At 69.4% G+C, this 23,750-nt stretch carries 25 protein-coding genes and 1 riboswitch; of the genes, 12 read left to right on the top strand and 13 right to left on the bottom strand.

Features of this window, described 5'->3' with window-relative positions:
• The first annotated feature begins 28 nt into the window (after positions 1-28).
• The gene (locus ACFWV3_RS16095) at positions 29-517 is read left to right on the top strand and encodes an SLATT domain-containing protein (protein ID WP_382411978.1); all 489 of its coding nucleotides are present in this window, start codon (positions 29-31) and stop codon (positions 515-517) included.
• Between the two features lie 485 nt (positions 518-1,002).
• On the opposite strand, the gene ACFWV3_RS16090 is transcribed toward ACFWV3_RS16095, so the two are convergent.
• The 3 genes from ACFWV3_RS16090 to ACFWV3_RS16080 form a co-directional block, all read right to left on the bottom strand.
• A complete protein-coding gene (locus ACFWV3_RS16090; RefSeq protein ID WP_382411976.1) occupies positions 1,003-2,109 on the bottom strand; it encodes a hypothetical protein in 1,107 nt (368 codons plus the stop codon).
• A gap of 272 nt (positions 2,110-2,381) precedes the next feature.
• On the bottom strand, positions 2,382-3,149 hold the full coding sequence (locus ACFWV3_RS16085) for an enoyl-CoA hydratase/isomerase family protein (protein ID WP_382411974.1): 768 nt from the start codon (positions 3,147-3,149) through the stop codon (positions 2,382-2,384).
• Between the two features lie 7 nt (positions 3,150-3,156).
• On the bottom strand, positions 3,157-4,113 hold the full coding sequence (locus tag ACFWV3_RS16080) for a magnesium transporter CorA family protein (protein WP_382411973.1): 957 nt from the start codon (positions 4,111-4,113) through the stop codon (positions 3,157-3,159).
• A 68-nt stretch (positions 4,114-4,181) separates the two neighbouring features.
• Here ACFWV3_RS16080 and ACFWV3_RS16075 point away from each other — a divergent pair, with 68 nt between their 5' ends.
• On the top strand, positions 4,182-5,507 hold the full coding sequence (locus ACFWV3_RS16075) for a serine/threonine-protein kinase (protein ID WP_382411971.1): 1,326 nt from the start codon (positions 4,182-4,184) through the stop codon (positions 5,505-5,507).
• Here ACFWV3_RS16075 and ACFWV3_RS16070 read toward each other — a convergent pair.
• A complete protein-coding gene (locus ACFWV3_RS16070; protein WP_382411969.1) occupies positions 5,492-6,352 on the bottom strand; it encodes a hypothetical protein in 861 nt (286 codons plus the stop codon). The two genes, ACFWV3_RS16075 and ACFWV3_RS16070, sit on opposite strands and share 16 nt — an antisense overlap.
• Complete coding sequence (locus ACFWV3_RS16065) at positions 6,345-6,836, bottom strand: RNA polymerase sigma factor (RefSeq protein ID WP_382411968.1); 492 nt, start codon at positions 6,834-6,836, stop codon at positions 6,345-6,347. The genes ACFWV3_RS16070 and ACFWV3_RS16065 overlap by 8 nt, the downstream gene beginning before the upstream one ends.
• Positions 6,837-6,915: 79 nt before the next feature.
• Between ACFWV3_RS16065 and ACFWV3_RS16060 the strand changes: the two genes are divergently transcribed.
• The gene (locus ACFWV3_RS16060; protein ID WP_382411966.1) at positions 6,916-7,410 is read left to right on the top strand and encodes a GNAT family N-acetyltransferase; all 495 of its coding nucleotides are present in this window, start codon (positions 6,916-6,918) and stop codon (positions 7,408-7,410) included.
• Between the two features lie 36 nt (positions 7,411-7,446).
• Positions 7,447-8,739, top strand: coding sequence for a YncE family protein (locus tag ACFWV3_RS16055; RefSeq protein WP_382411965.1), 1,293 nt, complete (start codon positions 7,447-7,449; stop codon positions 8,737-8,739).
• 3 nt (positions 8,740-8,742) lie between these two features.
• Here the strand turns inward: ACFWV3_RS16055 and ACFWV3_RS16050 are convergent, their stop codons facing one another.
• Complete coding sequence (locus ACFWV3_RS16050) at positions 8,743-8,931, bottom strand: MbtH family protein (RefSeq protein WP_382411964.1); 189 nt, start codon at positions 8,929-8,931, stop codon at positions 8,743-8,745.
• Positions 8,932-9,043: 112 nt separating this feature from the next.
• On the opposite strand from ACFWV3_RS16050, the gene idi reads away from it, so the two are divergent.
• A complete protein-coding gene (gene idi, locus ACFWV3_RS16045; protein ID WP_382412337.1) occupies positions 9,044-9,622 on the top strand; it encodes an isopentenyl-diphosphate Delta-isomerase in 579 nt (192 codons plus the stop codon).
• Positions 9,623-9,676: 54 nt separating this feature from the next.
• Here idi and ACFWV3_RS16040 read toward each other — a convergent pair whose 3' ends face one another.
• The 3 genes from ACFWV3_RS16040 to ACFWV3_RS16030 all read right to left on the bottom strand — a co-directional run bounded on the left by ACFWV3_RS16040 (position 9,677) and on the right by ACFWV3_RS16030 (position 13,996).
• Entirely contained in the window at positions 9,677-10,714 is a 1,038-nt protein-coding gene (locus ACFWV3_RS16040) for a ribonucleotide-diphosphate reductase subunit beta (protein WP_382411963.1), read from the bottom strand.
• A complete protein-coding gene (locus tag ACFWV3_RS16035; RefSeq protein ID WP_382411962.1) occupies positions 10,714-13,089 on the bottom strand; it encodes a ribonucleoside-diphosphate reductase subunit alpha in 2,376 nt (791 codons plus the stop codon). The genes ACFWV3_RS16040 and ACFWV3_RS16035 overlap by 1 nt, the downstream gene beginning before the upstream one ends.
• A 105-nt stretch (positions 13,090-13,194) precedes the next feature.
• A riboswitch (cobalamin riboswitch) is annotated at positions 13,195-13,404 on the bottom strand.
• A gap of 43 nt (positions 13,405-13,447) precedes the next feature.
• Entirely contained in the window at positions 13,448-13,996 is a 549-nt protein-coding gene (locus ACFWV3_RS16030; RefSeq protein ID WP_382412336.1) for a LysE/ArgO family amino acid transporter, read from the bottom strand.
• 100 nt (positions 13,997-14,096) lie between these two features.
• On the opposite strand from ACFWV3_RS16030, the gene ACFWV3_RS16025 reads away from it, so the two are divergent.
• The 6 genes from ACFWV3_RS16025 to ACFWV3_RS16000 all read left to right on the top strand — a co-directional run bounded on the left by ACFWV3_RS16025 (position 14,097) and on the right by ACFWV3_RS16000 (position 17,735).
• Entirely contained in the window at positions 14,097-14,954 is an 858-nt protein-coding gene (locus ACFWV3_RS16025) for a LysR family transcriptional regulator ArgP (RefSeq protein WP_382412335.1), read from the top strand.
• 18 nt (positions 14,955-14,972) lie between these two features.
• Positions 14,973-15,716, top strand: a complete 744-nt coding sequence (locus ACFWV3_RS16020; RefSeq protein WP_382411961.1) for an SDR family oxidoreductase — start codon at positions 14,973-14,975, stop codon at positions 15,714-15,716.
• 63 nt (positions 15,717-15,779) lie between these two features.
• A complete protein-coding gene (locus ACFWV3_RS16015) occupies positions 15,780-16,487 on the top strand; it encodes a DUF998 domain-containing protein (RefSeq protein ID WP_382411960.1) in 708 nt (235 codons plus the stop codon).
• On the top strand, positions 16,412-16,819 hold the full coding sequence (locus tag ACFWV3_RS16010) for a hypothetical protein (RefSeq protein WP_382411959.1): 408 nt from the start codon (positions 16,412-16,414) through the stop codon (positions 16,817-16,819). Before ACFWV3_RS16015 ends, ACFWV3_RS16010 begins: the two co-directional genes overlap by 76 nt.
• Positions 16,819-17,385, top strand: coding sequence for a TIGR03086 family metal-binding protein (locus tag ACFWV3_RS16005; RefSeq protein ID WP_382411958.1), 567 nt, complete (start codon positions 16,819-16,821; stop codon positions 17,383-17,385). The genes ACFWV3_RS16010 and ACFWV3_RS16005 overlap by 1 nt, the downstream gene beginning before the upstream one ends.
• Positions 17,386-17,405: 20 nt before the next feature.
• Complete coding sequence (locus tag ACFWV3_RS16000) at positions 17,406-17,735, top strand: hypothetical protein (protein ID WP_382411957.1); 330 nt, start codon at positions 17,406-17,408, stop codon at positions 17,733-17,735.
• Positions 17,736-17,753: 18 nt separating this feature from the next.
• On the opposite strand, the gene ACFWV3_RS15995 is transcribed toward ACFWV3_RS16000, so the two are convergent.
• From ACFWV3_RS15995 to ACFWV3_RS15980, 4 genes are read right to left on the bottom strand one after another with little or no spacing between them, the layout of a single operon-like run.
• Positions 17,754-18,479: a class I SAM-dependent methyltransferase gene (locus ACFWV3_RS15995; RefSeq protein WP_382411956.1), complete on the bottom strand. Its 726-nt coding sequence runs from the start codon at positions 18,477-18,479 to the stop codon at positions 17,754-17,756.
• Positions 18,472-19,140 carry a DUF3800 domain-containing protein gene (locus ACFWV3_RS15990; RefSeq protein ID WP_382411955.1) on the bottom strand — a complete coding sequence of 223 codons (669 nt, stop codon included), beginning with the start codon at positions 19,138-19,140 and terminating at the stop codon, positions 18,472-18,474. The genes ACFWV3_RS15995 and ACFWV3_RS15990 overlap by 8 nt, the downstream gene beginning before the upstream one ends.
• Positions 19,140-20,744 (bottom strand): hypothetical protein, encoded by a 1,605-nt coding sequence (locus tag ACFWV3_RS15985; protein WP_382411954.1) that lies wholly within the window; start codon positions 20,742-20,744, stop codon positions 19,140-19,142. Before ACFWV3_RS15985 ends, ACFWV3_RS15990 begins: the two co-directional genes overlap by 1 nt.
• Positions 20,745-20,757: 13 nt before the next feature.
• The gene (locus tag ACFWV3_RS15980) at positions 20,758-21,801 is read right to left on the bottom strand and encodes an ATP-binding protein (RefSeq protein ID WP_382411953.1); all 1,044 of its coding nucleotides are present in this window, start codon (positions 21,799-21,801) and stop codon (positions 20,758-20,760) included.
• Positions 21,802-21,969: 168 nt separating this feature from the next.
• Between ACFWV3_RS15980 and ACFWV3_RS15975 the strand changes: the two genes are divergently transcribed.
• Complete coding sequence (locus ACFWV3_RS15975) at positions 21,970-23,649, top strand: cellulase family glycosylhydrolase (protein ID WP_382411951.1); 1,680 nt, start codon at positions 21,970-21,972, stop codon at positions 23,647-23,649.
• Positions 23,650-23,750 lie beyond the last annotated feature (101 nt).

The raw sequence follows: 23,750 nt of genomic DNA, 5'->3' as shown, positions 1-23,750 counted from the left end.
AACGTACCCGGAAACTAATGTTCGGTGGGTGACCGACTTGCCGTCCGGCTCCAAGCCGGTGGAGAACTCGCTGCCCGCCGGGCTGAAGCCCCTGGAGCTCGCCCATCACCTGCAGTCGCAGATCCAGCGTGGACACGCGTATGCGCGGTCACGAAAGCACCGGTTCCGCTGGAAGTCCGTTGCTGTCCGACTGACCACATTGGTGCTTTCGGCGGTGTCCACGATCATCCTCGGACTGCAGAACCTGGACCCGTGGACGGGGACGGCGTTCTCGCTGGTCGCGGTGGTGACGGTGGTGTCCGCTTTGGAGCCGTTCTTCGCCTGGCGGTCGTTGTGGGTGTTGATGGAGGACGCGTCCTACCGGTTCCACCGGTTGGAGGATGATCTGTCCTACTACGTGGCGTCCACTCCGGTGGATCAGGTGGATCCGGAGCGGGTTCGGGCGATGTTCGTCGAGTACCAGGAGATCTGGGACTCGTTGAGTTCGCGGTGGTTGAAGTTTCGGGATGCCGGGTGAGGTCCAGCGTGGTCGCGTTGGGGTCGGGCGGGTTCCAGCGTGGTTCTGCCTGTGTGGTCCGTGTCTGTTCCAGCGTGGTCGTGCACCTCGGACGAAGCGAGGGTGTTCATCGCCGCTCCGCGACGATCGCGATTGGGGCTTGACTTCGGGGCCCTTGCGAGGCGCTGGTTCGGCCGGAAAAGGCCGGATGCTCCGCAACCGGCCGATCCACAAGTGGTAGCACCTCGCACCCAAAGTCAAGCCCCAATCGCCAAACCACGAGTGGGTACACCGCTACCCATCGACGCAAGGTCTGCACGGCTCGCCTTCGGCATCGCGGTCGCGAGTGCGTGGGGGGTTGTTACTGCTCGCCTTCGGCATCGCTTGGGGCCTCGGCTTCGCCGTTGGCGTGCGTGCACCTTCCGTTCCCGGCGCGACGCAGCGCCGGACCATGTGCGGCCCGGCGCTGCATCAGGGGTGAGCTGTGGTGACAGCGTGAGCTGCGGTTATGGAGTGCCTGCCGGCTTGCCCTTGGCGTCCGGCGCGTTCGGGTCGAGCAGGAAGTTGTCCTGCCAGACCGCCCACTTGTAGCCCACGCCGTTGGCGGTCACGTAGGCCGCGCCCCAGCCCGAGCCGGTGAAGCGGTTGTTGATGGACCTCATGTTGCGGCCGTACTGGTTGCCGTGGCTGGACTCGAGGCCCAGCTGGTAGCCGCCGCCCTCCAGGAGGTTGCCCTCCACGGTGACGTTGTCGATGTCGGCGCCGTAGGTCTGGATGAACAGCGCGCCCGTGTCCTGGCCGGTGGAGCAGTCGATGCGGTTGTTGCGGAAGGTCAGGGTGCGGTTCGGGTTGCGGTCCAGCGGGAAGTCGCGGACGGTCGCGCCGTCGTTGTGGGCGTCGCCGGCTGTGCGCAGGCCTCGGACGTAGTTGCCCTCGGCCAGGCCGTTCAGGGAGTTGCCGGTGTTGTAGAAGCAGATGCCGGAACCCATGCCGGTGATGTAGTTGCGCTGCAGGGTTCCTACGCCGAGGAAGGCGCACGACTTCGCGATCGTCGAGGCGGAGAGCTTGGAGCCGTCGATGTTCGAGTCGCGGATGGTGATCGGCGCGCCGGTGACCTGGCACGAGTTGCTGCCGCACGGGCCGTTGGTGGTGACCAGCGGGGCGGCCTCGTCGAGCCTGGTGGGGCGGATGCAGGACTTCTCGACGGTGATGTTGCCGGCGAAGAGGACCAGGGGCTGCTCGATGCGCTTGCCCGAGATGACCGTGCCCGCGGCGGGGGAGGCGGGGCCGGTGTAGGCGGGCAGGGCGTCGCAGCTCAGGCCCTGGGCGGCCAGCCCGGTGTTGGCCTGGGTCAGCTTCCAGCCGGGGGAGCCGGACGGGGCGGGGGAGCCCGTGTTGGCCGGCGGCTTCACGGGGCCGTTGGTGGCGGACTGCGTGGTGGTGCTGGTGGGGGCCGCCGAGCTGCTGCTCGGGGTTGCTGAGCTTTCGGTGGTGCTGGTCGAGGTGGCGCTGGTGCTCTCCGCTACTGGTGTCGGTTGGGCCGCCTTGGTCGGGGTGCAGGCGGCCAACGCGATGACACCACCGGTCAGCAGTACGGCCAATCTCAGTCTCACGGCTGGTTCTACCTCCACGCGCGTTCACGACGGGGGACCGTGAACTCGCTGATTGTGTCGTCGGCCGTTGCGGAATGTGTACAGAACTCGTGCGACCGAGTTTGTACCAGGGGCCGTTGAACGGTGAGCACACTGCACGTGACGACGTGTGGAGTCAAGCTGATCCTGTTGTGTCGCAACATCATCTTCCCGCCCGGTAGGAATGCTCCATCCGTGTGAGCAGGTAGATCACGGTTTTATCACCGAGCCATCCGATTTTTTGATGTGTGAGATCAGCGACCCGTGAATGTCGCCTGGCCGGGACCGTCCGTGAGGAAGCTGTGCACAGCGCGTGGCAGATCTTCGGTCTCGAACAATGCGGAGGCGATCGTCGTGACGTGGGCGTCGGCTTCGGGCACGCCGCCGTTCTCGAAATGGGCGAGGACCTGTTTGGTCGCAAAATGCGCCTGCGTCGGACCGGTCGCGAGAGATGCCGCGAACCGTTCCGCCGCGGCCGCGAAGCCCTCGTCCGGGAACACGCGGTTGACGACGTTCCACCGTTCGAGGGTGGCGGCGTCGTAGAGGTCGCCGGTCATCACGAACTCCTTCGCGCGGCCGACGCCCGCTCGGGCGGCCAGGCGCTGCGTGCCGCCCATGGTCGGCGTCAGGCCCACGACCTTCTCGACGAGCCCGAAGCGGGCGCTCTCGGCCGCCACGATCAGGTCGCACGCCACCGCCAGCTCGAACGCCCAGGTCAGGCACAGGGCGTGGGCGGCGAAGACGGTCGGGATCGGCAGCGCGGCGAGGCGCTGGGGGAGCAGCAGCATGCGGTCGAACAGCGCCTGTGCGTCCTCGCGGTACTCCTGCGCCGCGAACAGCGACACGTCCACGCCGCCGGACACGACCCGGCCGGAGGCGTTGACCAGCAGCGCCCGCGCGTTGCCCAGCTCGTCCAGGGCGTCGTGGAACTCGGCGTCGAGGTCGAGCGAGTAGAGGTTGAGCGGCGGCGCGTCGATCGTGATGATCGCGAGCTCGGCCCGGCGGGTGAGGTGGATCTTCAAAGCTGGCTCACAACCAATCGCGGCGCTTGAACATGAGGTACAGGAAGTAGGAGAGGCCGAGGATGCCCGCCGTCGACACCCAGAAGCCCCAGGGCTGCTGGAAGCCCGGATACGGCACGTTCATGCCGTAGTAACCGGAGATGGCGGTCGGCACGGCGATGATCGCGGCCCAGCTGGTGACCTTCTTCATGATCGAGTTCAGCCGGTTGCCCTGGACGGCGACCTCGGCCTCGCGCAGGTTCGTGACCAGCTCGCGCATCGACTCGGTCAGCTCGGCGGTGAACAGCGCGTGGTCCTTGACGTCGAGGTAGTAGGGCGTCATCACGTCGTCCACCAGGTCGTGCTCGCGGTGCAGCAACGACCCGAGCAGCTCCCGCATCGGCAACGCGACCCGCCGCAGCTGCACCAGGGCGCGTCGCAGCTGGAGCGCCTTGCGGCCCACGTGCGGCTTCTCGTCGTAGATGCGGTCCTCTAGGGCCTCGATCTCGTCGTCGAGCCGTTGGGCGGCGGTGTAGTGGCCGTCCACCACGTCGTCGAGCAGGCCGTGCAGCAGGAACCCGACCCCGCTCGACGCCAGCGTCGGCGCGCTGTCCCACCGCCGCAGCACGCCCGTGAGGTCGTAGTCCTCGCTCTCGCGCACCGTCACGAGCGCGTTGCGGGTCACGAACACGTCGACCTCGCACGTCTTGACCTCGTGCGACTCGTACCGCACCGCGTAGACCGAGAGGAACAGGTGGGTGGGGTAGCGGTCGACCTTGGGCCGCTGGCGCTCGGAGAACGCGTCCTCGATCGCCAGCTCGTGCAGGCCCAGGTCGTCGCGCAGCAGTCCGATCTCGGCCTCCGAGGGCGCGCACAGGTCGAACCAGACCACCGCGGACTGATCTTGGAGGTGCTGCGCGACGTCGGCGACCGGGAAGTCCGAGCCGACGAGTTCGCCGTTGCGGTACAACCGTGTCCGACCCATGGGTGAAAGCCTACGTAGATCTACTCAGATGTGAGGTTTGAGCCCGAGTTCCCGCTACCCTCGATCCGGTGAAGGTGGACCAACCACAACGCATAGGCGACTACCTGCTCCTGGGCAGGCTTGGTCGTGGTGCCATGGGAACGGTCTACCTGGGACAAGGCAGTGACGGGCGGCAGGTCGCGGTCAAGGTGGCCCGTGCCGAGCTGGCCGACGACCCGCGCTTCCGGGAGCGGTTCCGCCGCGAGGTGCAGATGGCCCGCGCGGTCGGCAGCGCCGGCACGGCGGCGGTCGTCGACGCCGACACGCGCGCCGCACGCCCGTGGATGGCCACGGAGTACGTGCCCGGCCCGACGCTGCAGGAAGCCATCGAACGCCACGGCCCCCTGCCGGAGCACCACGTGCGGCGACTCGCCGAGGGGCTGGCCGAGGCGCTCACCGCGATCCACCGGGCGGGCCTCGTCCACCGCGACCTGAAGCCGTCCAACGTGCTGCTGGGCGCCGACGGCCCGCGCGTCATCGACTTCGGCATCTCCCGCGCGATGGAGCACACCGCGCTCACCGAGACCGGCATGGTCTTCGGCACGCCCGGCTTCCTCTCGCCCGAGCAGATCACCGGCCAGGAGGTCGCGTCCCCGTCCGACGTCTTCGCGCTCGGCGCTGTGCTCGTCTACGCGGCGACCGGCAAGGGCCCGTTCGGCGAGGGCCCGACCGCCACACTGCTCTACAAGGCCGCCCACGGCGAGCCGGACATCGAGGGCGTGCCCAAGTCGCTGCGCCCGCTCGTGCAGAAGTGCATGCACCGCGACCCGGCCAAGCGCCCGGAGCCGACGGAGGTGACGCGCCTGCTCTCGCAGGTCGTCACGACCAAGCCGCCGGCCACCAAGGTGCCGGCGCCGATGACGCCCGCCGCGGCGACGTTCTCGACGTCGCGGTTCGTGCCGATGGCGTGGGGCCTGCTGAACCTCGCCGCCGCCCTGCTGGCCGCCGCGATCGCCGACCCCGCCGCGAAGGCGAACGGTGCCACGCAGCTGCTCGCGCTGGCCGCGTTCTGCGTGCTGGTCGTGCGCGGGGCCCGGTTCTTCGCCGCGGCGGCCCGCAGCAAGGTCGTCATCGAGATCAGCCGCGAGGGCATCGCCACCACGCGCAACGGCAAGTTCCACCAGTACTGGTGGTACGAGCTGGCACGGGTGCGGGTCGTGCCGCACAAGAAGCGGCCGTGGGTCGTCGTCTGGCTCAAGGACCCGGCACCGCGCCGGTTCTTCGGCGCGAACCACGGCGGTGTGCGGGTGTTCCCGGTCGCCCACGAGCGGTCCAGGCGGCGGCGCGAGCGCGACGTGGCCGAGCTGCGCGCCGCCCTGGCCTGGTACCTGCCGAGGTCCTACGACGGGCGCTGATCGGTCCACTCGTAGGTGATGGTGCCGGACACCGCCACCTCGCCGTCGGGCAGCCGGTTCGTCACCGTGGGCCGGCGGTCCTCGAACCCGCTCACCAGTCCCGTCGCCGGGTCGACCGTGTACCGGACGCGGCCGCCGTCGGTCAGCACCGTGCCGTTGTCCCAGCGGATCTCGGGGGACAGCACGAGCCTGCGGTACAGCTCCGCCCTCTCCTCGTTCGTGGTGAACGGGGACAACATCGCCGAGAAGGCGTCATCGAGCTTCTGCCGCGGTTCCGCGCGCAGCTGCAACCAGGCGACGCCCTCCTCGCACGGGGTGGAGGAGCAGAACGAGTTCCACAGGGCCGGGCCGCTGTACTCGTCCGGTTTGACGTCGTGCTCTGCCGACTGCATGCCCTGCACGGCGCGATGCCTGCCGGTGTACCTGCGGTAGGTCACGACGATCTCGTCCGCCGCGGTGGGCAGCCACACCTCGATCTCGAACTCGAACGCCGTCGCCCTCCTGCCGTCGGGGGACGTGAGCGCCTGCCACACCACGTACTTCACGTGCCGGTACTTCCGCGTCGGCTTCGGCGCCAGCTCCACCAGGGTCGCTGCCTCCTGCAACGACGTGGCGGGCGTGGTCGGCAGGGTGGCGGGCGCGTCCCGGTGGACCGGCCGCAGCAGCACCACCAGCCCGGTGATCATCACCACCGCCACGGCCGCCGCCGCGATGCCGAGCCAGCGGGTCGACCGGGGCTTCGGCTCCTCCTTGAAGAGCTGCTCGCGCAGCCGGGCCAGGCGCGCGTCGTCGCTGCCCCGCACCGCGTAGAGCTCGGCGAGGTCGTCGTCCAGCACGTCACGCATGTTCCACTTCCTTCAGCTTGGCGCGCAGGCGGTGCAGGCGGGACCGCGCGGTGCCGGGGTTCAGGTCGAGCGCCTCGGCCGCCTCCTGCACGCTCAGCCCCGCGAGCGAGACGAGCAGCAGCAGGTCGCGGTCCGCCTCGGACATCTTGGCCAGCGCGCCGGCGATGCGGCGCAGGTGGGACCGCGCGTCGATGCGGGCGACGACCGAGTGCTCCAGCGACTCCGCGACACCGAGGTCGACGCCGTAGCGCTCGGCGGTGCGCAGCAGGCGGGTCTCGCGCTTGGCGTGGCCGCGCAACAGGTTCGTCGCGATGCCGTAGAGCCAGCCGACGACGCTGCCCTTCACCGGGTCGTAGGTGTCCTCGCCGCGCATGGCGGCCAGGAAGGTCTCGCTGACGAGGTCGTCGGCGACGTCGGCGCCCACCCGCCGCGCCAGATATCGGTGCAGCGGGTGGGCGTGCTCGTCGAACAGTTCCGCGAACATCACGTCCCCACTTGGCCCTCCGCAGACCCGGTGTTGCAGTGATCTGAATCACAGTGGACGGGCTTTCGATGATGATGACATGACGAAGTGGACCGTCAGGGTCGCCGATGCCGCGCGTTCGCCGCTCAACCGCGAGTACAACGCGGAGATGATCAGCCGCTACTGGGGCCGGCCGACGGACGATGCCGAGATCGACGCGTACGAGCAGGGCGAGCAGAACCACGACGTCCCGGTGTTCCTCGTCGTGTCGCGCGACGGCGAGGACGCGGGGTGCCTCGGCATGAGGTTCCTCGGCGACGGCGTGGGGGAGCTGACGCGGATGTTCGTGCGGGTGCCGTTCCGCGGTCAGGGCGCGGCATCGGCGTTGCTGGTCGCGATGGAGGCCGAGGCCCTGGCCCGCGGCGTCACGGTGCTGCGCCTCGACACGCGAGCCGACCTCGTCGAGGCGCGCGCCCTCTACGCCAAGCACGGGTTCGCCGAGATCGGCCGCTACAACGACGCCGAGTACGCCGACCACTGGTTCGAGAAGCGGCTGTTGAGGCTAACGCCCGCTGGTCCGGTCGCGATGTCCTGAACAGGTCGGGATGGATCGCGCCAGGAGGCTCTCAAAATGCGGTTACGTCCACTGGTGATGGCTGTCGCCGTCACCACGGCACTGGTGGTGAGCCCCGCCTCGGCGGCTCCCGCCGGACGGGTGCTCGGCTACGTCGCCAACAACGGCGGCGGGGTGTCGGTCATCGACACGGCCACGAACGCGGTGTCCACGACGATCTCCGACAGCGGCGGCAACTCGCCGTACATGGCGGCGGTCGCCTTCGACGGCACCCGCGGTTACGTGACGAACTCCGTGCAGAACACCCTCACGGTCATCGACACGCCGACCAACACGGTCGACAGGTCCGTCCCCGTCGGCAGTCACCCGGCGGGCGTCGCCGTCGCTCCCGGCGGTGGCTTCGTCTACGTCACCAACTACGGCGACGGCACGGTGTCCGTGGTCGACACGGCCACGCTGACGGTCACCGCGACCATCACGGTCGGCCAGAACCCGGACGGCGTGGTCGTCACCCGCGACGGCAAGGCCGTCTACGTCACGCACGACGTCGTCGGCCCGAGCAGCGTCTCGGTCATCGACACCACGGCCAACGCGGTCGCCGCCACGATCCCGGTGGGCAGCACCTCCACCGCGATCGCCGCGTCCGCCGACGGCGCCCGGATGTACGTGGTGAACAAGGGCTCCGACACCGTCTCCGCGATCGACACCGCCACGCGCACCGTCGTCGGCACCGCCGCCGTCGGCTTCACCCCGCACGGCATCGCGCTGGCGCCGAGCGGAACCCGCGCGTACGTGACGAACAGCGAGTTCGACTCGGTGTCCGTGGTCGACCTGACCACCATGACCGAGCTGCAGAAGATCGCGGTCGGCGACCGCCCGATCGGCGTGGCCCTCACGCCCGACGGCGCCAGCGCCTACGTCACGAACTTCAACAGCAACACGGTGTCGGTCATCGACACGGCGTCGAACACGGTCACCGGCACCATCGCCGTCGGCCAGCGCCCGGTGGGCATCGCGGTGAACTTCGTGCCGCCGGCCCCGTCGAAGCTCGTCGCCGGCACCGCGCTGTTGCAGCTGCGGCTCCTCGGCTTCACGGTCAAGGGCCTCAACGCCACGCTGACCGAGAAGCACACCGGGGCACCGGTCGCCGGTCAGAAGGTCGTGTTCCAGACCGTGAAGGGCACGCCGTTGTGCACCGCGACGACCAACGCGTCCGGCAAGGCCGTCTGCGACTCGCAGGTGCCGCTGCTGGTCGGTCTGTCGACGCTGCTTCAGGGCTTCACGGCGTCGTACGCGGGCAACAACGAGCACGGCGGCGCGTCGGCCCACGGGTACATCACGCTGCTGTGAGTGTCAGGCCGCGGCCGGCAGGTCGGCCCGGAGCGCGTTGACGTAGTCCGAGCAGGACTGCTTGCAGGCGACTCCGTGGACGACCTGCCAGCCGGCGGGCACCTGCAGCACCGCGGGCCAGATCGAGTACTGGCCCGTTGGGCTGACCAGCACCAGGAACATGGTGTGAGCCTGAGCGAACGGGGAAGTCATGCCCCCAGGGTGACGTGCGCCACCTAGGGGGCGGCTATCCCCGCGCTCGAGCTCTCACCCGGAAGCCTGGTTCCCGATCTTCGGCCACGTGTGATTACGTGGGGGCGTGACTGTGGAACAGGTGGTCCTCCTGGCCGAGGACGGTTCGGCCATCGGCGTCGAGGACAAGGCCGTGGTGCACCACGCGGACACCCCGCTGCACTTGGCGTTTTCCAGCTATGTCTTCGACTCGGACGGCAACACGGTGCTGACACGCCGCGCGTTGCACAAGAAGACCTTCCCCGGCCTGTGGACGAACACCTGCTGCGGCCACCCGGCGCCCGGCGAGGACATCGCCCAGGCCGTGGTGCGCCGCCTGCGGGACGAGCTCGGCATGGCGGTCTCCGAGCCCGAGCTGCTGCTGCCGGCCTTCCGCTACCGCGCCGAGATGGACGGCGTGGTCGAGAACGAGATGTGCCCGGTGTTCCGGGTCCTCACCGACGACGACCCCACGCCCAACCCGGACGAGGTCGACTCCACCGAACGGGTGGCGTGGACGAAGTTCGCCTCCGACGTCCTCGACGGCACGCGCGAGATCTCGCCGTGGTCGCGTCTGCAGGTCGCCGAGCTGGTGAAGCTCGGGCCCGATCCGCTGGACTGGCCGGTCGCGGACCGGGCAGGGCTTCCCGAGGCGGCGTCACCACTGCGGTAGGCGCTTCTGTCGAACGGCGGGTGGTCGCGCGGACGTGCGACCACCCGCCTCGGCTCACCACTCCAGCGAGCCACCGTTCTGGTACTCGATGACACGGGTCTCGAAGAAGTTCTTCTCCTTCTTCAGGTCCATCATCTCCGACATCCACGGGAACGGGTTCTCCGTCTGCGCCCACACCGGCTCCAGGCCGAGCTGCGCGCAGCGGCGGTTCGTGATGAACCGCATGTACTGCTCGCACAGGTCGGCGTTGAGCCCCAGGATCCCGCCCGGCATCGTGTCGCGGCCGTAGGCGATCTCCAGCTCGCACCCCTCGGCGAGCATCGTGCGCACCTCCTTCTGGAACACGTCGTTCCACAGGTGCGGGTTCTCGATCTTGATCTGGTTGATCGCGTCGATGCCGAAGTTCAGGTGGATCGACTCGTCGCGCAGGATGTACTGGTACTGCTCGGCGATGCCGACCATCTTGTTGCGCCGGCCGAGCGACAGGATCTGCGCGAACCCCGTGTAGAACCACATGCCCTCGAAGACCACGTAGAACGCGACGAGGTCCTTGAGGAACGCCTGGTCCTTGTCGGGCGTGCCGGTCTTGAACTCCGGGTCCTCCAGGTGCTGCGTGAACTGCAACGCCCACGCGGCCTTGTCCGTGATGGACGGGATCTCCCGGTACATGTTGAACAGCTCGCCCTCGTCGAGGCCGAGCGACTCGCAGATGTACTGGAACGTGTGAGTGTGCACGGCCTCCTCGAAGGCCTGCCGCAGCAGGTACTGGCGGCACTCGGGGTTGGTCAGGTGCCGGTACACCGCGAGCACGATGTTGTTGGCCACCAACGACTCCGACGTGGCGAAGAAGCCGAGGTTCCGCTTGATCATGCGGCGTTCCTCGTCGGTCAGCCCGTCCTTCGACTTCCACAGGCCGATGTCGGCCTGCATCGAGACCTCGGTCGGCATCCAGTGGTTGTTGCAGCCGTTGAGGTACTTCTCCCACGCCCAGTGGTACTTGAGCGGCAGCAGCTGGTTGACGTCGGCGCGACAGTTGATCATCGCCTTGTCGTCGACGCTCACCCGTGCGGCGCCGGCTTCGATGTCGCTCATTACTGGCAGGCCTCGCAGTCGGGGTCGGTGATGGAGCAGTTCGGGTCGGTCACGGCGACGGGGGAGACGGCGTTGAGCTTGCCGTCGGTGCCCTGCAACGTGGACTTCTCCACGTGGGTCGCGCTCTGCGTGCGCAGGTAGTAGGTCGTCTTCAGCCCGCGCAGCCACGCCAGCTGGTACAGCTCGTCGAGCTTGCGGCCGCTCGGCTGGGCCAGGTAGAGGTTCAGCGACTGCGCCTGGTCGATCCACTTCTGCCGGCGCGACCCCGCCTCGACCAGCCAGGAGCTGTCGACCTCGAACGCCGTGGCGTACAAGGCCTTCAGATACGGCGGCACGCGGTCGATCGCGCCGAGGCTGCCGTCGTGCAGCTTGAGGTCGGAGATCATCCGCTCGTCCCACAGCTTGCGCTGCTTGAGCGCCCGCACCAGGTCGGGGTTGACGACGGTGAAGTCGCCGGACATGTTCGACTTCACGTACAGGTTGCGGTAGAGCGGTTCGATCGACTGGTTCACGCCGGTGATGTTGGCGATCGTCGCGGTCGGCGCGATGGCCATGACGTTCGAGTTCCGCATGCCGCTCCGGGCCTTGGTCCGCACGGCATCCCAAGCCAATGTGGACTCGCGGTTCACCTGGAGCTCGCCGTCGGCGCGGCTCGCGGCGAGGATCTCCAGCGAGTCGATCGGCAGGATCCCCCTGCTCCACAACGATCCGTCGAACGACTCGTACGCGCCGCGTTCCCGCGCGAGATCGGCGGACGCCTCGATGGCGTAGTAGCTGATCTCCTCCATGCTGCGGTCGGCGAACTCGACGGCCTCCTGCGACGCCATCGGCGTGCCGAGCGTGAACAACGCGTCCTGGAAGCCCATCAGCCCCAGGCCCACCGGCCGGTGCCGCAGGTTGGAGTTCTTCGCTTCCGGGATCGTGTAGTAGTTCACGTCGACGACGTTGTCGAGCATCCGCACGGCCGTCCGCACGGTCTTCTCGAGCCGCGCGTGGTCGATGCCGCCGCCGGTCACGTGCCGGGCGAGGTTGACGCTGCCCAGGTTGCACACCGCGACCTCGTCGACCGCGGTGTTGAGGGTGATCTCCGTGCACAGGTTCGACGAGTGCACGACCCCGCTGTGCTGCTGCGGCGACCGCAGGTTGCACGGGTCCTTGAACGTGATCCACGGGTGGCCGGTCTCGAACAGCATGGTCAGCATCCGCCGCCACAGGTCGACGGCGGGCAGCCGGCGGAAGACCTTGATCTCGCCGTTGTCGGCCTTCTCCTCGTAGGCCCGGTACTTCTCGGCGAACTCCGCGCCGAACGCGTCGTGCAGGTCGGGCACCTCGTCGGGGGAGAAGAGCGTCCACTGACCACCGGCGCGCACCCGGCGCAGGAACTCGTCCGGCACCCAGTTCGCGGTGTTCATGTCGTGGGTGCGGCGGCGCTCGTCGCCGGTGTTCTTGCGCAGGTCGAGGAACTCCTCGACGTCGATGTGCCAGGTCTCGAGGTAGGCGCAGACCGCGCCCTTGCGTTTTCCTCCCTGGTTGACCGCCACCGCCGTGTCGTTCGCGATCTTCAGGAACGGCACCACGCCCTGTGACTTGCCGTTGGTCCCCTTGATGTGCGCACCGATCCCGCGCACCGGCGTCCAGTCGTTCCCCAGCCCACCGGCGAACTTCGACAGCAGCGCGTTGTTGCTGATGCCGTGGAAGATCGAGGCGAGGTCGTCGTCCACGGTCGTCAGGAAGCACGACGACAGCTGCGGCCGCGTGGTGCCCGAGTTGAACAGCGTCGGCGTCGAGCACATGAAGTCGAACGACGAGAGCAGCTCGTAGAACTCGATCGCGCGGGCGTCGCGGTCGTCCTCCTGCAGCGCGAGACCCATGGCCACGCGCATGAAGAACGCCTGCGGCAGCTCGTAGCGGCGGTCGTCGTGGTGCAGGAAGTAGCGGTCGTACAGCGTCTGCATGCCCAGGAACTGGAAGTTCAGGTCACGGGACGCGTCCAGTGCCGCGCCGAGCCGGGCGAGGTCGAAGTCCGCGAGCCGGGGGTCGAGCTGGCCCAGCTCGATGCCGTGGTGGACGAACGAGGCGAAGTACGACGGGTAGCGCTCGGTCATCTCGGCGTGCGTCAGCGGCACTCCGCACGCCTCGGTGCGCAGCTTGTCCAGCAGCAGCCGGGCGCTGACGTAGGAGTAGTCCGGGTCGAGCTCGACCATCGCGCGGGCGGCCATGATCGGTGCCAGGGCCAGCTCGGCGTCGGTGATGCCGTCGTAGAGGTTCCGCTTCGTCTCGGCGAGGACCGCCTCGGCCGAGGCGTTGGGCAGGTCGGCACACGCTTCGTGGACGACCCCTGATAGTCGGTCCAGCGGTGTCGGCTGGTCGGGCACGCTCTCTCCTCGCGAGCAAGCCCGAGAGAACGCGTGCGCGCGCCGGTGGACACGCCACCGGTGCACACAGCCGCCCTCCCTCGGGGCACCGTGTAGTGCGCGCAGGCTTGCGCGCACACCAGTGGCAGGTCTTCGGACTCGTGGGCGCCGGGCACGCTCCTACCGGCCGTCGCTTCCCAGGCCTGGGCCCAGTGCTTCGTTGACGGCTTTCGTTCCCACTCACCGCTGCGGGGCAGTCCCGGACTTCCACCGGGTTCCCTCTTGCCTCACCCGCCCGTTGCTCCGGGCCGGTGAACCACCAGCGCGGCAGATACTACATGTGGTGGTGGCCGCTTGATCACCACCCAAGATGCGCGTGTCACGCGCCGGCGATCAAGGCGACTCCGAGGACCGTCATCACGGCGGCGACCACGCCGTCGAGTACCCGCCACGCGCGCGGCCTCGCGAACAGCGGGCTGAGCAGGCGGGCGCCGAACCCCAGTGCGACGAACCACAGGACGCTCGCCGTCACCGCGCCGACCCCGAAGAGCCACCGGCCGGCCGCGATCGACCCGAGCAGGAACAGCGTGTCGAGGTACACGTGCGGGTTGAGCCACGTCAGCGCGAGCGCCGTGAGCACGGGTCGTCCGGACGGTTCGCCGGAGACATCCATCGAGGACGGCCGCAGTGCCCGCCGGGCCGCCAGGAACCCGTACCCCAGCAGGAAGATCCCGCCCACGACCGCGGCGGCGGTGACCAGCGACGGCCACTTCCGCACGACCGCACCGAACCCGGCGACGCCCACCGCGACCAGGATCGCGTCCGAGACGGCGCAGACGGCGACCACCTTCGCCACGGCGTGCCGTCGAAGTCCTTGGCGCAGCACGAAAGCGTTCTGCGCGCCGATCGCGACGATCAGGGTCATCATGGTGCCGAAGCCGAGGAGGAGGTCAGTCACACCGCAGAACGGTATTGACGCGTTTTAGATGAGAACAGCTAAAGATTCTTACGTAGCATTAGCGCTCGTGATGGATCTCGACCTGGTGCGCACGCTGCTGGCCGTCGTCGACGCGGGCACGTTCGACGCGGCGGCCGCGGCGTTGCACGTCACGCCCTCCGCTGTCTCGCAACGGATCAAGGCCCTCGAACACCGCACCGGCCGGGTGCTGCTGGTGCGCGCCCGCCCGGTGCGGCTGACCCCGTCGGGCGAGGTGCTGGTCCGCTACGGTCGCCAACTGCTCGCGCTCGACCAGGACCTGGACGCGGCGCTGGGCGAGGACGCCGTCGTGCGCGTGCCGGTCGCCGTGAACGCCGACTCGCTCGCCACGTGGTTCCTGCCCGCCCTGCAACGGGTTCTGCCGGAGCTCAGGATCTCGTTCGACCTGCACCGCGAGGACCAGGACCACACGACGGCGTTGCTGCGCCAGGGACTGGTGATGGCGGCGGTGACGTCGTCGAAGGAACCGGTCGCGGGCTGCGAGGTGCGCAAGCTCGGCCACATCCGTTATGCCGCAATGGCTTCGCCGTCCTTCGTGGAACGGTACGAGAGCGGCCCGCTGAAGTCGTGGCTGCCTCAGGCGCCGGTCGTCGTGTTCGACCGCAACGACGACCTGCAGGACAGGTTCGTGCGCACGCTCACCCGCGGCCGTGGCGCGTCCGAGCACCGCCACTACGTGCCGTCGTCCGAGGTGTACGTGCGGGCGATCGTCGCGGGCCTGGGCTGGGGGATGGTGCCGCCGCAGCAGTTGCAGGACGGCCTGGTCGACCTCGCGCCGGGCCGCGTGGTGTCCGTGCCGCTGTACTGGCAGCAGTGGAAGCTCGACTCGCCGGCGCTCACCGCGGTGGCGCAAGCCGTGTCAGCAGAGGCGGCGGAAGCGCTCAAATAGGAGTTATCGTCTCCTGCCATGACCGGACGGGAGCTGGATCTCAACGGGAAGGTCGCCGTCATCTACGGCGGCGCGGGCAGCATCGGCGGTGCCATCGCCGCGGCGTTCGTCCAGGCGGGTGCCGAGGTCCACCTCGCGGGCCGGACCGAGGCGACGCTGCGCGCCAGGGCCGAGCAGCTCGGCGCGCGGTACGCCGTGGTGGACGCTCTCGACGAGCGGGCGGTGGACGAGCACGCCGCCACGTTCGACCGCCTCGACATCTCCGTCAACGTGACGACCGACAACGACGTCCAGGGCACGCCGATGGTCGAGATGAGCGTCGAGGACTACCTGAGCCCCGTCGTCTCGGCGGTCCGGTCGAAGTTCCTCACCGCCAGGGCGGCCGCACGGCACATGACCAGGCAGAAGTCGGGCGTCATCCTGTTCTTCGGTGGCACCGGCGACGCGAGCGCGCACCGGGACTGGCAGCTCGGCGGGTTGCTCGCGGCGTTCGACGCGGTCGAGTCGATGCGCCGCCAGCTCGCGGTGGAGCTCGGGCCGCACGGCGTCCGCGTGGTGACGTTGCAGACGGCGGGCGTGCCCGAGTCGGTGCCGGAGGACTTCCGCGGTCAGGTCGAACCCGACATGCTCCGGCGGTCGCCGCTGACCAGGGTCGCGACGCTGGAGGACGTGGGCAGGGCGGCGCTGTTCGCGGCGTCGGACTGGGGTCGCACGATCACGGGCGCTCAGGTCAACATCACCTGCGGCAGCGTGCTGACCTGAGCGGTTCCTGTCAGGTTCCTGAATGCAGGAACCCCGCGCGTTCACCGGGGCGTTGACCGTTATGTGCTGATTCCTCGACTAGCCGCCGCCGGCGGTTCCCTCGCCGTCGTCGCCACGGTCGCGATGGTCGGCCTGCTCGACCTGACCATCGGTCCGATGCGCCGCACGATCAGCGAGTACGCGCTGGGCGACTACCGCACGGTGTTCGACGTCGCCGTGCTGCTGCTCGCGTTCGGGTCGCTCGCGATCCTGCTGGCCCTCGTGCACAAGGGACTGGCCAGGTGGCGGTCGGCCGGCTCGGTCGCGCTGGTCCTGTGGTCGGTCGGCCTGCTGCTCGTCGTCGCGTTCCCGAAGACGAACTGGGCGATGGGCACCAACGAGCTCAGCGGCAGCATCCACCGGTTCGGCAGCATGGTCGCGTTCGTGAGCCTGCCGATCGCGATCATCCTGCTCGCGCGGCCCTGGACGCGGCACGACGTGTGGGGGCGACACGCCAGGTGGACGATGGCGTCCGGATTGGTGAGCGTTGTCGCATTCATGCCGATCTTGTACGCCATTGCGATGGGGATGACGTCCGGCGTTCGGTGGTGGCGCGTGTTCCCGTTGGGCTACATCGAGAGGATCTTGCTCGTGGCCGAGGTCGGCGCCGTGCTCGTCGTCGGGCTGTGGGCCATCGCGGCCAGTAGGGTTGCGCCATGGCGAGTTGGGGAGACCTCGCGGATTACGTCCGCGCCGAGTACGACGTCATCCACGACGAGGGCGAAGAGCTGAGGATCCTCTTCACCTTCGGGGAGGACGAGGACGAGGACGAGCGCACGCAGGTCGTGATCATCGTCAGGGAAGTGCTCGACAAGATGCACGAGTGGGTGCAGATCGCCTCTCCGTGCGGCCTCGCGTCGCAGGTGGACCTCCGCGCCGTGCTCGAGGAGGTCGGAGCCTCCACCGTCGCGTGCGGCCTCGCGATCATCGGCGAGCACGTGGTCGTGCGGCACTCGCTGCCGCTGGCCGACCTCGACATCCACGAGTTCACCGATCCGCTCCAGCTGCTCGCCGGCACGGCGGACACGCTCGAGGAGCAGTTCTGGGGAGGAGACGGCTACTGATGTTCGACCTGACCCCCGCGGCCGACCGGCTGGCAGGAGTGGTGCGCGGCGTGACGGACCGCGACCTCAAGGCGCCGACGCCCTGTCCCGAGTACGCGGTCGCCGACCTGCTCGACCACGTGCACGGCCTTGCGCTCGCGTTCACGATGGCCGCGCGCAAGACGCCGGTGACCGGCAGCGGGACGGGCGACGCGGCCCGGTTGCCGCTCGACTTCCGCGAGTCGATCCCGGCGCGGCTGACCGAGCTCGCGCAGGCGTGGCGGGCACCGGAAGCCTGGGAGGGCATGACCGCGGCGGGCGGCGTCGACCTGCCCGGCGAGGTGGCGGCGGCCGTGGCGCTGGACGAGATCGTCCTGCACGGCTGGGACCTCGCCCGCGCCACCGGCCAGGACTTCGAGGTCGAGGAGGACCTGCTCCAGGTCGTCCACGGCTTCGTGTCGTCGATCGGCCCCGACGACCGCGACGGCTCGCTCTTCGGAGCCGCGGTGGAGGTCGACTCGACCGCGCCCGTGCTCGACCGTGTCCTGGGCCTCAGTGGCCGCGACCCGAAGTGGAGCCTAGGTTAGGCTCTCCTAACGTGAGAGCGATGACGGTGCAGGTGCGGGCAGGGCTGGGCGTGGGTCGCCTGGCCGCGGCGATGGAGTCCCTGGTGGAACTGCATCCCGAGCTCCGCCGATCCGGCTTCGCCCACCACGAGGTGGCCGACCCCGCCGCCGCCACCCCCGCCGCCCTCGCGGAGGCGGAGGCGGGGCTCGACCTCCAGACAGGCGTGCTGATGCACGTCGTGTGGCTCGACGCCGGACCCGCGCGGTCGGGGCGGATCGTGCTGGTGCTGCACGACGTCGTGGCGGACCGGCTGCCGCGGATCCTGCCGTGGCTGGCGCAGGCGTGGAAGCAACCCGCGCTGGTCAGCTGAGCCGCGGCGTCGCCCGGCTCAGGGGCGTCGCCCGGAAACCGGTCCCGCGCTGACCTTCCGCGCCACGAACACGTGCTCGCGCCCCGGCCGGTCCGGCGCGTCCCGCACGTCCACGACCTCGAACCCGCACCCCGCCAGGCTCTTCTCGACCTCGGGCCGCGAGCGGAACCGCAGCGTCGAGTCCGAGGTGACCACCGAGCCGTCCGGGAACGTGTAGGTGTGGCGGAACGAGACGAACGGCAGGCCCACACCGACCAGTTCGAGCTGCTCCCGCACCCCGGCACGCACCCGCGGCTCCGCGCGCGACCAGTCCTCCCAGGCCCGGCGTTCCGGCCGGCGCGTCTCGAACACGAGGTGGCCGCCCGGCCGCAGCGCGCGGTGCACGGCTCGCAGGGCGTCCTCCCAGTCGTCGCCGAGGAACACCTGGGCCACGTTGCCCGTCATCGTCGCCAGGTCGACCGACATCGGGGGCAACGTCGTCGCGTCGCCGTGGATCCAGGTGACCCGCGCGTCCTTGGCCCGCGCGACCTCCAGCGAGGCCAGCGCCGGGTCCACCCCGATCACGGTGCGGCCGGACGCCGCCAGCTCGACGGCCAGGCACCCCGTGCCGCAGCCGACGTCGAGCACGGTCGTGGCCCTGACCTCGTCGGCGATGCCCAGGTACAGCTTCAGGTCCTCGCGCGGTCCGTCGAACGCGTCGTACAGCTTCGCGAGCCGGGGGTCGGCGAAAATGGCGTCAGGCATGCCACATCCCCGGTCCTGCGACGAACGGCATCAACAACTCGATCACCTCGCGGTCAGGTCGTCCGTTGAGTTCTTCTTCCGCGACCCGCCGCGCTATGCCGGCCAGGAAATCGGCCACCTGCACGCGTGCGTCGTGCTGAGAGTCAACCAGAGTCAGGCTGCGCAGTCGTGGGGCGAGCTTCTTGAGCTGCCGGATGCGCCCGTCGGTGAGCGACAGCTGCTGGTCGTGGACGATCGACACCGCCCCCTGCCACTGCGCGACCGCGCGCAGGATCGCCGGGAACAACGGGTCGAGCGCGCCCCTCGGTCCGCGGGCGCGCAGCAGGTCGTTGTAGAGCTCCAGAGGCCCGCTCACCGCACCGAACTCCGCGCGCACCCGTGAGGCGAGGAACCGCCGCTTGTCCACGAGCTGCACGCGCGCCTTGCCCGCGAGCGGACCGTCGGGCCCGAGGAACCACAGCAGCACCCAGCGGTTCTTCTGGCGCAGCAGGTGGTTCGCCTTGTACTCCACCGCCGGCGACTTGATCATCTCCCGCAGCGACTCGACGCACGCCCGCGCCTCCTCGTGCGTGAACCGGACCCCGGCGTGCGCGAAGACCGCCGTGACCCCGCCGACGAGCTTCTCGCCCTCGGACCCCGACTCGTCACAGGCGATCTCCATCAGGACATCCGGAAGACCGGGCCACGCGCGCGGAACGGCAGGTGTGCGCCCGCCGGGATCAGGAACGCGTGCTCGCGGCGGATCCGCAGCACGTCGCAACCGCCGTCGGTGATGACCAGAACCGGGCCTGCGGAGGGGAAGTCGTCGGCGCGTTCGAGCAGGTCGACTCCGGGCTGCAGCACCGTGCCGCCGCGCCCGCGCACCGTCACCCTGCCCGCGATGTCCTCGACGGGCACGTACCCCGCGTCGTATGCCATCGCGTCACAGAAAACCACGCGTGCGGCGGGCACGTCACGTGCCGCGGCGTAGGAGGCGATCGCGCCGAGAGCCTTGCCCAGCAGCTTCGGGTCCATCGACCCGGACGTGTCCAGCACGACGCCGAACGTCGGCCGCGCCTCCAGCGACTCCGGCCGCACCCACCCCGGCCGCGGAATGTCCGGAGTGGACGCCTGCCGGCGGGACGCCCGCGCGTACGAACGGCGCTTCTCCGCGGCGGGAACGAACTCCTCGAACCACCGCGCCAGCTGGGCGTCCCACGACAGCGGCGGGTGCTCCAGCGCGCGGATCTCCTCGACCAGTCCCGCGGGCAGCAGACCGCGCGAGGACGTGTGGTAGCTCAGACCGGTCAGCAGCGCGCGCCGGTAGAACTCGTCGAGGTCCGTGACGTCGGAGGGGCCGCGAAGTGGCTCTCCGAGCAGGTCGCCCTGCCTGCCCCGCAACGTGAGCAGCTTGCGGTACCGGCGCAGGTCCACCGCGATCCGGTCGTAGACGGACTCCGCGGACAGCCCGCGCAGCTCCGGGTCGTGCAGCACGCCCCGGGGAGGCGACCCGACGCCCATCTCGACCAGCCAGCCGTTGACCACGAAGTCGGCGGCGATGTTCCACAGGTGCGGGTCGCGCCCGCCCGCCCGGTCGCCGTGCCGCAGCGCGGCGTGCAGCATCTCGTGCGCGAGGACGAACCGCCACTCCGGCTTGGTCAGGCCCGCCAACGGGTTCACGTAGATCTCGGCCGACGCCGCCGACACCGCCGCGATCGAGATGTCCCAGCCGCGCGCCAGTTCGGCGTCGGCCACCACGGTCATCGTCGACGCCAGCGCGCCCAGCAGCGGGTAGTTCGACACGAACCAGCCGAGCGCGAGGTCCCACTCGGTCTTGACCGGCCGCGCGTCAGTCAGCGACGAACGCGCGCCACCCGCCACGTCGATCGCGGCGACGGCGGCGTTGGAGAGCCCGGCGGCGAACCGGTTCGCCCACTTCTCGGGGTTCTTCGACTCCTCGCCGCGCACGCACCGCCCCGGTTCCCAGGAGAACGGGCGCGTGCCGAACTTGAGCGCCGGCTGGAAGTCCAGCACCTCGTCGCAGTCGAAGGTGCCGAAACCCAGGTGCAGCAGGCAGTGCGCGAAGACCCACGTCCACTCTTCCTCCCCGGCCTTGCGGGCCGGGTGGGCGAGCAGCATGCCGTCGAGCGTGATGTCCGCCCACGGGTGGTCGGACTGCCTGCGCACGTACGTGCTGAGGGCGGCGAACAGCGGATGCGAGTTGATCCGCCGGTCCGCCGCCGCGAACGCCAGCGCCGCCTGGTCGACCTTCGGACGCCGCGTCATCGCCGGAGATCCGTCATGTCCGTGCGGCCACCAGCCGCGGCAGGTCGCGCGTCACCTCGACGAGGAACCACGCGGGCAGCACCGGGTTGCCGTCGTCGTCGGCCGCGATCACCATCTGCGCGATCTCCAGCGACAGCTCGGCCAGGTCGAGCAGCAGCGCCTTGCCGCGGTGCGCGAGCTGCTTGCCCGCCGCCGGCGCGTGCGCCTTGTCGTGCGGCAGCTCCTTCACCAGCCGCGCCCGGAACGCCTCGGCGAGGAAGTAGAGCAGGTCGCGGTCCTGGGGCGCGGACGGCCAGCGGGCGTCCCCGCGCAGCACGGCCTCCAGCCCGTAGGCGTGCCGCACGGTCTTCACGTACGCCTTGAACATCGACGCGTGGTTCGCCGTGACCGTGCCGAACGCCAGCACTCCGAGCACGTCCTCGGAGATGCCCTCGCCGAACGAGTGCAGCGCGTCGGACAGCATGTGCCAGCCGCGCGGCGTGGAGAACGTCTCCTCGACCTTGGGCGCGGCGCTCCACAGGTGGTCGGGCCGCTGCGTCAGGTACTCCAGCACCCACGGGTGGATGCCGTTCTCCCGCGCCCACGCGAGCCAGTCCTTCGCCGACGCCGTGAGGTGCACGTGCACCATGCGGTTCACCAGCGCGGACGCCATCGGCCGCGCCAGCGCGTTGTCGACGGCCCGGTTGCCGGCCCCGATGACGATCGAGCCCTTCGGCAGCTCGTAGGAGCCGATGCGCCGGTCGAGGATCAGCGAGTAGAAGGCCTTCTGGACCTCGGGGCTGCTCGCGTTGAGCTCGTCGAGGAACAGGCAGTAGGGGTCGTGGCGCGCGATGGTCTCGGGCGGCGCGAACCGGGACCGGCCGCCGACCAGTTCCGGCACGCCGATCAGGTCCTCCGGCGCGAGCTGCGTGCCCAGCAGCGTCACGCACTCCAGGCCCAGCTCGGCGGCGAACTTCCGGACGAGCGAGGACTTGCCGATACCCGGTGCTCCCCAGAGGAAGACCGGCCCGACGACGGCGACGTGCAGCAGCACCTCCGGAAGCTGTGCTGGTGTCACGGTGACTGTGGATCGCATCAGGAGTCGAGGATGCCCCACCCGAGTTGTTCCGGTCGCCCGAATTTGTTGACACGGGCAGAGGTCTGGTGCTGTGATCTGTCCCACCACTGATAGGAAACCTTCCTAACTAAATCGCCGCCACTGTTCACCTCATCCTTGGAGGCACCTGTGGCCAGACCCCTGCTGTTGCTCCTGCCCGCGGCGTTGGCGCTCTCCCTGCCCGCCGTCGCGGTCGCCGCCCCTGTCCAGTACCAGGCGGAGAACGCGACGATCGCCCACGGCGTCGTCGAGTCGAACCACGCCGGCTTCACCGGCTCGGGCTTCGTCAACTACGACAACGAGGCCGGCAGCTCCGTCGAGTTCACCGTGACCGCGGCGAGCGCGGGCCCGGCGACGCTCACGTTCCGCTTCGCCAACGGCCAGACGGCCAACCGCCCGATGGACATCTCGGTGAACGGCTCCGTGACGGCGCCCGCCCTCGCGTTCCCGAGCACCGGCGCGTGGACCTCGTGGACCACGCGCAGCATCGCCGTCACCCTCACGGCGGGCACCAACAAGATCAAGACGGTCGCCACCACGTCCAACGGCGGCCCGAACCTCGACCGCATCGACGTGGACGCCGCCTCCGGCACCCCGGACACCGTCGCCCCGTCGATCCCCGGCACCCTGCGCTCGACCGGCACCACGTCGTCCTCGGTCTCCCTGGCCTGGGACGCGTCCACCGACAACGTGGGCGTGACGGGCTACGTGCTGTCCAACGGCCAGACCGCCACCGGCACCACCCACACCGTGACCGGTCTGACCCCGGACACGAGCTACACCTTCACCGTCCAGGCCCGTGACGCGGCCGGCAACCTCTCCGGCGCCTCGAACGCCATCACGGTCCGCACCCTGGCAGGCTCAGGCGGCTCCAGGCCGCACGACGTCAACGGCCTGCTGCGCGTCTGCGGCGTGCAGCTCTGCAACCAGTACGGCAAGCCGATCCAGCTGCGCGGCATGAGCACGCACGGCATCCAGTGGTACCACCAGTGCGCCAAGTCGGCCTGGTGGGACGCACTCGTGAACGACTGGAACGCCGACTTCATCCGCGTGGCCATGTACATCCAGGAAGACGGCTACGAGACCGACCCGCGCAAGTTCACCGACCTGATGCACGGCTACATCGAGGAAGCCACCCGCCGGGGCATCTACGTCCTGGTCGACTGGCACCAGCTCTCTCCAGGCGACCCGAACTACAACCTGGCCCGCGCCAAGACGTTCTTCACCGAGATCGCCCAGCGCCACAAGGACAAGACCAACATCATCTACGACATCGCCAACGAGCCCAACGGCACCTCGTGGGCCCGCGTGAAGTCCTACGCCGAGCAGATGATCCCGGTGATCCGGAACATCGACCCGGACAGCCTGATCGTCTCGGGCACCAACGGCTGGTCGACCTTCGGCCACTCCGACGGCGAGGACCCGTCGGTGGTCCTCGGCAACAAGGTCAACGCCACCAACTTCATGTACTCCTTCCACTTCTACGCCAACTCGCACAAGCAGGCCTACATCGACGTCCTGAACCGCGTCTCGTCCGAGGTCCCCGTCTTCGTCACCGAGTTCGGCACGCAGACCGCGTCCGGCGGCGGCTCGAACGACTTCACGACGTCGCAGAAGTACCTGGACCTGATGGCCTCGAAGAAGATCTCCTGGGCCAACTGGAACTACTCCGACGACGGCCTGTCCGGCGCGGTGTTCAAGACCGGCGCCTGCTCCGGCAACACGTTCGCCGGGACCGGTGTGCTGAAGGAGGCCGGGGTGTGGGTGCGGGAACGCATCCGTACCCCGGACAACTTCCCGACGAGCTGACGCAGGGCAGTGGGCGGTGCGGCGAGATCTCGGCCGCGCCGCCCTTTCCGCTGGACTGCCAACGGCGAAGCCGAGGCCCCAAGCGATGCCGAAGGCGAGCA

Origin of the sequence: Lentzea sp. NPDC059081 (genome assembly GCF_042738015.1) — a bacterium.
Taxonomy (GTDB): domain Bacteria; phylum Actinomycetota; class Actinomycetes; order Mycobacteriales; family Pseudonocardiaceae; genus Lentzea.
This window is presented reverse-complemented; position numbering and strand designations above follow the sequence as displayed.

Bases quoted from the DNA above. Each gene is read 5' to 3' on its own strand.
- ACFWV3_RS16070 (WP_382411969.1), bottom strand. From the start codon at position 6,352: ATGCGTGACGTGCTGGACGACGACCTCGCCGAGCTCTACGCGGTGCGG.
- ACFWV3_RS16050 (WP_382411964.1), bottom strand. From the start codon at position 8,931: ATGACTTCCCCGTTCGCTCAGGCTCACACCATGTTCCTGGTGCTGGTC.
- ACFWV3_RS16060 (WP_382411966.1), top strand. From the start codon at position 6,916: ATGACGAAGTGGACCGTCAGGGTCGCCGATGCCGCGCGTTCGCCGCTC.
- ACFWV3_RS16000 (WP_382411957.1), top strand. From the start codon at position 17,406: ATGACGGTGCAGGTGCGGGCAGGGCTGGGCGTGGGTCGCCTGGCCGCG.
- ACFWV3_RS15995 (WP_382411956.1), bottom strand. From the start codon at position 18,479: ATGCCTGACGCCATTTTCGCCGACCCCCGGCTCGCGAAGCTGTACGAC.
- ACFWV3_RS15990 (WP_382411955.1), bottom strand. From the start codon at position 19,140: ATGGAGATCGCCTGTGACGAGTCGGGGTCCGAGGGCGAGAAGCTCGTC.
- ACFWV3_RS16025 (WP_382412335.1), top strand. From the start codon at position 14,097: ATGGATCTCGACCTGGTGCGCACGCTGCTGGCCGTCGTCGACGCGGGC.
- ACFWV3_RS16040 (WP_382411963.1), bottom strand. From the start codon at position 10,714: ATGAGCGACATCGAAGCCGGCGCCGCACGGGTGAGCGTCGACGACAAG.
- ACFWV3_RS16055 (WP_382411965.1), top strand. From the start codon at position 7,447: ATGCGGTTACGTCCACTGGTGATGGCTGTCGCCGTCACCACGGCACTG.
- ACFWV3_RS16080 (WP_382411973.1), bottom strand. From the start codon at position 4,113: ATGGGTCGGACACGGTTGTACCGCAACGGCGAACTCGTCGGCTCGGAC.
- ACFWV3_RS15985 (WP_382411954.1), bottom strand. From the start codon at position 20,744: ATGACGCGGCGTCCGAAGGTCGACCAGGCGGCGCTGGCGTTCGCGGCG.
- ACFWV3_RS16020 (WP_382411961.1), top strand. From the start codon at position 14,973: ATGACCGGACGGGAGCTGGATCTCAACGGGAAGGTCGCCGTCATCTAC.
- ACFWV3_RS16065 (WP_382411968.1), bottom strand. From the start codon at position 6,836: ATGTTCGCGGAACTGTTCGACGAGCACGCCCACCCGCTGCACCGATAT.
- ACFWV3_RS16030 (WP_382412336.1), bottom strand. From the start codon at position 13,996: ATGATGACCCTGATCGTCGCGATCGGCGCGCAGAACGCTTTCGTGCTG.
- ACFWV3_RS16005 (WP_382411958.1), top strand. From the start codon at position 16,819: ATGTTCGACCTGACCCCCGCGGCCGACCGGCTGGCAGGAGTGGTGCGC.
- ACFWV3_RS16010 (WP_382411959.1), top strand. From the start codon at position 16,412: ATGGCGAGTTGGGGAGACCTCGCGGATTACGTCCGCGCCGAGTACGAC.